Origin of the sequence: Gelidibacter sp. (assembly GCF_039916245.1) — a bacterium.
Taxonomy (GTDB): Bacteria; Bacteroidota; Bacteroidia; order Flavobacteriales; family Flavobacteriaceae; genus Gelidibacter.
In genome coordinates, this window is the sequence record NZ_JBDSLS010000054.1 from 44,099 (window position 1) to 50,508 (window position 6,410).

Here is a 6,410-nt window from a genome sequence, read left to right on the forward strand (position 1 = left end):
TATTCGCTTTATAATCAGATTGTTTTCCAACAATGCGAAAGGATGCGCAAATTATTGAAAAATAACAAAATTACCTTTCAAATATCAATAAATATTATAATTTTGCGGCGCATTAATAATGACGATATGGCAACTTATAAGAAAAGAGGTTTCAAACCGAAAACGCAGGAAGAAAAGACTGAAGCTTTAGAAGCAAACTCAACAACGGCTGAGGTATTTAATACTTTAGACGAGACCGCTTCTAAAACGGAAGAATGGGCAGTAAAAAACCAAAATTATATTATTGGTGCTATTGCAGTTGTTGCTGTGGTTGTTTTAGGGTTTTTGGGATACAACAAGTTTGTTGCAGAGCCTAAGGCTAGTGAAGCAATGAACGATATGTTTAAAGCACAACAGTATTTTGAGCAAGCCGTTAATGGAAATACAGCTAAAGATTCCTTATATACCTTGTCTCTAAACGGAGGTGAAGGAAAATATGGTATGTTGGATATTATTAAAGAACACAGTGGTACACCAGCAGCTAACCTAGCTAACTATTATGCTGGAATGGCTTATTATAGCTTGAATGACTACCAAAATACTGTGAAATATTTGGGTAATTTTTCAACTAAAGATAAAATGTTAGGCCCTATTGCAAAAGGAAGAATTGGAGACGCTTTTGTACAGTTGAACCAACCTGAAGATGCGTTGAGCTATTACGAAAACGCTGCAAAAATGAATACAAACGACTACACGACTCCAATGTTTTTGTTTAAAGCAGGTAATGTAGCATTGAATTTAGGTAAAACAAAAAAGGCTCTTGAGCATTTTAATACCATTAAAGATACGTATCCAACGTCAAGTGAAGCAGCTAATATTGATGTGTTTATAGGAAAAGCACAAGCAAGTTTGTAAAAAAATGGCAACAAAAAATCAGAATTTATCAGATTATGATAAAAACACAATCCCAAACGCGAAGGACTTTCGGTTTGGGATTGTTGTTTCAGAATGGAATAATAATATCACAGACAATCTTTTTAAAGGTGCTGTTGATACATTGATTGAACACGGAGCATTGTCTGAAAATATTATCAGCTGGCATGTTCCAGGTAGTTATGAGCTCATTTATGGTAGCAAAAAAATGCAGGAACATAAAGTGGATGCCGTGATTGCCATAGGTTGCGTGATCCAAGGAGAGACCAAACATTTTGATTTTGTTTGTGAAGCCGTTTCTTCTGGGATTAAAGACCTTAATGTTCTATACGACACACCTGTTATCTTTTGTGTGTTGACTGACAATGACATGCAACAATCTATCGACCGCTCAGGTGGTAAGCATGGAAACAAAGGTGTAGAAGCTGCAGTAGCTGCTATTAAGATGGCGGTTTTACGTCAGAAAGCGTAGTTCAGTCGGCAGTTGGCATTTTTCAGTTTGCAGTCACAGTCGCAGATGGCTGATAGGTAGATCGGTCATCGGCCATCTGTCATCGGTCATCGGTCATCGGTCATCGGTCATCGGTCAGTACTTCCAAATTCGTGCTTTTCGTTAACAATTTTTAGCAGTTAAAGTATCGGTTTTCCTCGTATTTTGAGTACATTTGAAATTCACAAAGGCAAACATTCAACAGTGAATTTATTTAATCAGCGTCAACCTAAACGTTTCAGTTACACACCAAGACATCTCAAAGTACACCATAAGGACAAATCAAATGACTTTGATCCTCAATGGCGTCAAACGACACAGCGTAAGAAGAAAACGCCATCATTACCTATTCTCCTTATTATTCTAGGTATGGTAATTGTTATCTGGTATGTTTTAAGTAACTACGAAATTTAGAAATTATGAGCATCTTTAAAACACGTCAAAACAAAAAATACAATTACGTACCGCGTCACTATCAAGGGGAAGGCAATCCTTTTGAAATCAAGCATAAATTTGACGACCAAAGAAAAACCATCACAAAGGTGGGTTTAAAAGGTAAATTCATAAATGCTTGGGACGATTATAAAAACACACCTGATGCGGCAGCAAACAGACGAACGCTCATTATTATTGGCATTTTAGTTTTTATATTTCTGTTAATAATAGGTTTTGATTTGTCCATATTCTTTCCAAAAGGCTAATAATGTCAGATATTATTCAACTTTTACCAGATCATGTTGCTAATCAAATTGCGGCAGGAGAGGTCGTGCAACGTCCTGCTTCTGTGGTCAAGGAATTACTTGAGAATGCCATTGATGCTGATGCAACTACTATTAAATTAATTATTAAAGATTCGGGCAAAACACTGGTCCAAGTCATTGATAATGGTAAAGGTATGAGTGCGACGGATGCACGCTTGAGTTTTGAACGTCATGCCACTTCTAAAATTCGATCAGCCGATGATTTGTTCAGTTTGAATACCAAAGGTTTTAGAGGGGAAGCATTGGCGAGTATCGCCGCTATTGCACATGTCGAATTGAAATCAAAACAAGATGCGGACGAACTTGGAACGCTGATTGCCATTGAAGGCAGTGAAATTAAAACCCAAGAAGTTACGGTTACGCCAACAGGTACTTCGATTGCTGTAAAGCATTTATTTTTTAATATTCCCGCGCGTCGTAACTTTTTAAAATCGAATACGGTCGAATTTCGCCATATTGTTGACGAATTTCATCGTGTGGCTCTGGCTCATCCAAAAATCGCCTTTGCGATGTACCATAATGGAAGCGAAGTTTTCAATCTTCAGGAGAGCAACTATCGCCAGCGTGTGGTTCATATTTTTGGTACAAAAACCAATGAAAAATTGGTTCCCGTTGAGGAAACCACGGAGGTGTTGACCATTTCAGGATTTGTGGGCAAACCGGAATTTGCTAAAAAAACCAAAACAGAACAGTTCTTTTTTGTCAACAATCGCTTTATTAAAAGCCCATATCTTAATCATGCGATCAACGCCGCTTTTGAAGGCTTGATCAAAGACGGCAATCATCCTATATATTTTTTAAATTTAACGGTCGATCCAAAATCGATTGATATCAATATCCATCCCACAAAAACGGAGATAAAGTTTGATGATGAGCATACGCTTTATGCTATTTTAAGGTCGTCGGTAAAGCACAGTTTGGGGCAGTTTAATATTGCGCCAGTGTTGGATTTTGAATATGACACCAATCTGGATACGCCTTATGATTATAAGGATAAAGGCGCTTCAACCCCAACGGTTGAAGTCGATAGAGATTATAATCCGTTTCGGGAAGAACGCATTTCTGGCAAGCAAATCACAGCTTTTCGAAAACAAACGCCCAACAACTGGGATAGTTTATATGTGGGATTAGAATCCAAAGGCACGCGTGATAAGCAAGATTTTAGTCAAGTGGAATTTGAGAGTGAACCCGAAAAAACGTCTTTGTTTGACGGCGGATTATACACAGATACCACACAAAGTACCTATCAATTTCAAAATAAATACATCATCAGCACCATAAAATCCGGAATGTTGATGATTGATCAACATAGAGCACACCAACGGGTTTTATATGAAGGCTTATTGAAAAGCATGACAGTTAAGGAGGCGGTAAGTCAACAGTTGTTGTTTCCTTTACAATTGCATTTTACAGGTTCTGAGCTGTCGATTTTGAACCAATTAAAAGAAGATTTAGAAGCTACAGGCTTTGTTTTTTCAACCATTGACGACGAACTTGTAGAAATTATAGGACTTCCTATAAATGTGCCGGACAGCGAAGTTTCCATGATTTTGGAACAACTTATAAGCGATGTGGAGCAGGAAGTACCTGATAGCCATTTTAGTGCGACCGATTTGCTGGCAAAATCCATGGCGAAGACTTTGGCCATCAAAACAGGACAGTCTTTATCAAATTTAGAGCAAGAACATTTAGTGAATAGTCTGTTTGCTTGCAAGGAACCATCGGTTTCACCAACTAATAGAGCCACATTTATTACCATGTCGATTGATGAAGTTGATAGAAAATTTATGTAATTTTATTTAAAGTTAAGATTAAAAAGAATGAGAGGAATTACAGATACCGTTAAGCATTTGCTCATTATCAATGTATTATTTTTTATTGCTAAAATGACCATGCACAATGGTGTATTAGATGAATTATTTGCATTGCATTTCCCTAAGAACGATGCCTTCCAGTTTTGGCAAATTATCACGCACATGTTTATGCATGGCGATTTTATGCACATTTTATTTAATATGTTCGCTTTATGGATGTTTGGTACTGCTGTTGAACAAGTATTTGGCGCTAAGAAGTTTATTTTCTTTTATATTTCATCAGGTTTAGGAGCAGCTTTAATTATGCTAGGGGTCTATTACATTCAATATTTACCTTTAGAATCTAATATTCTATCAGCGGGATTTACATCGTCCCAAATCCATGAGACATTGAGTACCGGGAAAATTATGAACGGGGTCAATGCCGTACAAAGAGAGGAGCTGCAAAGTATGTTTTACATTTTTAACTCGACCATGCTCGGTGCTTCAGGGGCTATTATGGGGGTTTTAGTGGCCTTCGGTATGTTGTTTCCTGAATCAAAATTGATGCTTATCTTTTTGCCGGTGCCTATAAAAGCCAAATATTTTATCCCGGGAATTATCGCTTTGGACTTTATTTCGGCAGTAACAGGGCAATCCTTTTTTAGCCCGAGTAATACCGCATATGCTGCCCATCTTGGTGGCGCGTTGACTGGATTCTTGATGATGTGGTATTGGAAAAAGACGCAATTCAATAAAAACCGTTGGGATAGATGACCTCAATAAATCAAGATCTTCAGGATAAATTGAGACAACTCAATGTGCTTGAAAAAATTATCGGCATTAACGTGGCTATTTTTGTAATAGGGCTACTGCTTTCTCTGATTGTCAAAACTGCTAGTCCTTTGTATTGGTTGGAATTACCAAAAGAGGTTGGCGATTTTATCTTTAAGCCATGGAGTATCATTTCATATGGTTTTATCCATTATGGCCTTTTTCATTTGCTTTTCAACATGCTGGTGCTTTATTATGTATCGCGAATGATGCTTAATTTATTTAGCCAAAAATTGACCTTAAATATTTATTTCCTCGGAATTATTATGGGCGGACTTTTTTTCCTCTTTGCCTATAATGTGTTGCCGCAAAATTTATTAAAACCTGTTGGTGCTTTGGTTGGGGCTTCGGCTGGAGTCCGAGCATTGTTGATTTTTTTATGCGCTTATATGCCTAATACCGAAGTGCGTGTGGTTTTCTTCAATATCAAGCTTTGGCATTTGGGCGTTGCGTTGGTAGTTTTTGATGTTATAGGCCTTTTTGGAATGAATCAAGGTGGCAATATTGCGCATTTGGGTGGTGTGGGATTAGGTTATTTTTATGCCAAACAGTTGATCAAGGGCCACGATATTGGCAAAGGTTTTGAAAAATTCATGGATGGGATTGTCAGTTTTTTTAAGTCTTCTAAAAAATCGACCTTAAAAACGGTTCACAAGCGGAAATCAAATACCGTTGCAGGTCATACTAAATCGGAGTTTAATGAGTTTAATAAGCAAAAGCAAATCGACATCATCCTGGATAAGATTGGTAAAAGTGGCTATGAGAGCCTGACGGAAGAAGAAAAAGCTTTTTTATTCAAAGCTAAAGACTAAGACCAATGAAAAAACTTAATCTGTTTGATAAGTTTGTGTTTTTCTTAAATTCCCTAGCGGCAGTCACACTTCTGTTAGCTTATATATTACCATATGTGGAGCCTAAACGCTTTGCTTTTGTATCTGTTTTAAGCTTGACGATGCCTTTTCTTATTATCGTTAATCTTCTTTTTGTAATCTATTGGCTTTTAAAAGTTCGAAAACAATTATTGTTGTCTTTGATTGTTCTGCTGATCGGTTTTAAACACTTAGGATCGTTATATAAATTTACCAGTTCAAACCAAGATGTCGATACTGATAATATTGTCGTCATGAATTATAATGTCCGGTTGTTTAATGTTTTTGAGTGGATTCCTGATATCAACGCTGGCAAAGAAATAAGTGAGTTTATTAATGAAAAGAACCCTGATATCATCAGTATGCAGGATTACCGACCTGATAAAGCATTGGCGTTAAAGGGCTATTACAAATTTGAATCGCTTTCTGGTGGTAAAATTATAAATGGACAAGCTATATTTTCTAAGTTTCCTATCATAAATAAAGGTATCATTGAATTCCCAAACACCTTCAACAATGCTATTTTTGCGGATGTCGTAAAGGGGAAAGATACCATAAGAGTCTATAATGTACATTTGCAATCCTTTAAAATTGATGTGAGTTCGGATCCATTAAAAAAGGAAACTTCAGAAAACCTGTTTAAACGCGTAGAGAAAACTTTTAGTTTACAGCAAGCGCAAACGGAATTATTTTTAGAGCATAAGTCGAAGTCTCCTTACAAAGTAATTGTTTGTGGCGATTTTAATAATAC

7 protein-coding genes are annotated in these 6,410 nt (G+C 36.9%); all 7 read left to right on the forward strand.

What is annotated here, in order from left to right; translation table 11 throughout:
* Positions 1–126: 126 nt before the first annotated feature.
* Positions 127–894, forward strand: a complete 768-nt coding sequence (locus ABIQ28_RS03005) for a tetratricopeptide repeat protein (protein WP_348035269.1) — start codon at positions 127–129, stop codon at positions 892–894.
* A gap of 4 nt (positions 895–898) precedes the next feature.
* Positions 899–1,384 carry a 6,7-dimethyl-8-ribityllumazine synthase gene (gene ribH, locus ABIQ28_RS03010; protein WP_348035270.1) on the forward strand — a complete coding sequence of 162 codons (486 nt, stop codon included), beginning with the start codon at positions 899–901 and terminating at the stop codon, positions 1,382–1,384.
* 437 nt (positions 1,385–1,821) lie between these two features.
* Positions 1,822–2,103: a riboflavin synthase subunit beta gene (locus ABIQ28_RS03015; protein ID WP_348035271.1), complete on the forward strand. Its 282-nt coding sequence runs from the start codon at positions 1,822–1,824 to the stop codon at positions 2,101–2,103.
* A 2-nt stretch (positions 2,104–2,105) separates the two neighbouring features.
* Positions 2,106–3,956, forward strand: a complete 1,851-nt coding sequence (mutL, locus tag ABIQ28_RS03020) for a DNA mismatch repair endonuclease MutL (RefSeq protein ID WP_348035272.1) — start codon at positions 2,106–2,108, stop codon at positions 3,954–3,956.
* A 27-nt stretch (positions 3,957–3,983) separates the two neighbouring features.
* Complete coding sequence (locus ABIQ28_RS03025) at positions 3,984–4,733, forward strand: rhomboid family intramembrane serine protease (protein WP_348035273.1); 750 nt, start codon at positions 3,984–3,986, stop codon at positions 4,731–4,733.
* Complete coding sequence (locus ABIQ28_RS03030) at positions 4,730–5,602, forward strand: rhomboid family intramembrane serine protease (protein WP_348035274.1); 873 nt, start codon at positions 4,730–4,732, stop codon at positions 5,600–5,602. Before ABIQ28_RS03025 ends, ABIQ28_RS03030 begins: the two co-directional genes overlap by 4 nt.
* Before the next feature lie 5 nt (positions 5,603–5,607).
* On the forward strand, positions 5,608–6,410 hold an 803-nt coding region (locus ABIQ28_RS03035; RefSeq protein ID WP_348035275.1), incomplete at its 3' end, for an endonuclease/exonuclease/phosphatase family protein.

Bases quoted from the DNA above. Each gene is read 5' to 3' on its own strand.
- mutL (WP_348035272.1), top strand. From the start codon at position 2,106: ATGTCAGATATTATTCAACTTTTACCAGATCATGTTGCTAATCAAATT.
- ABIQ28_RS03025 (WP_348035273.1), top strand. From the start codon at position 3,984: ATGAGAGGAATTACAGATACCGTTAAGCATTTGCTCATTATCAATGTA.
- ABIQ28_RS03030 (WP_348035274.1), top strand. From the start codon at position 4,730: ATGACCTCAATAAATCAAGATCTTCAGGATAAATTGAGACAACTCAAT.
- ABIQ28_RS03005 (WP_348035269.1), top strand. From the start codon at position 127: ATGGCAACTTATAAGAAAAGAGGTTTCAAACCGAAAACGCAGGAAGAA.
- ribH (WP_348035270.1), top strand. From the start codon at position 899: ATGGCAACAAAAAATCAGAATTTATCAGATTATGATAAAAACACAATC.
- ABIQ28_RS03015 (WP_348035271.1), top strand. From the start codon at position 1,822: ATGAGCATCTTTAAAACACGTCAAAACAAAAAATACAATTACGTACCG.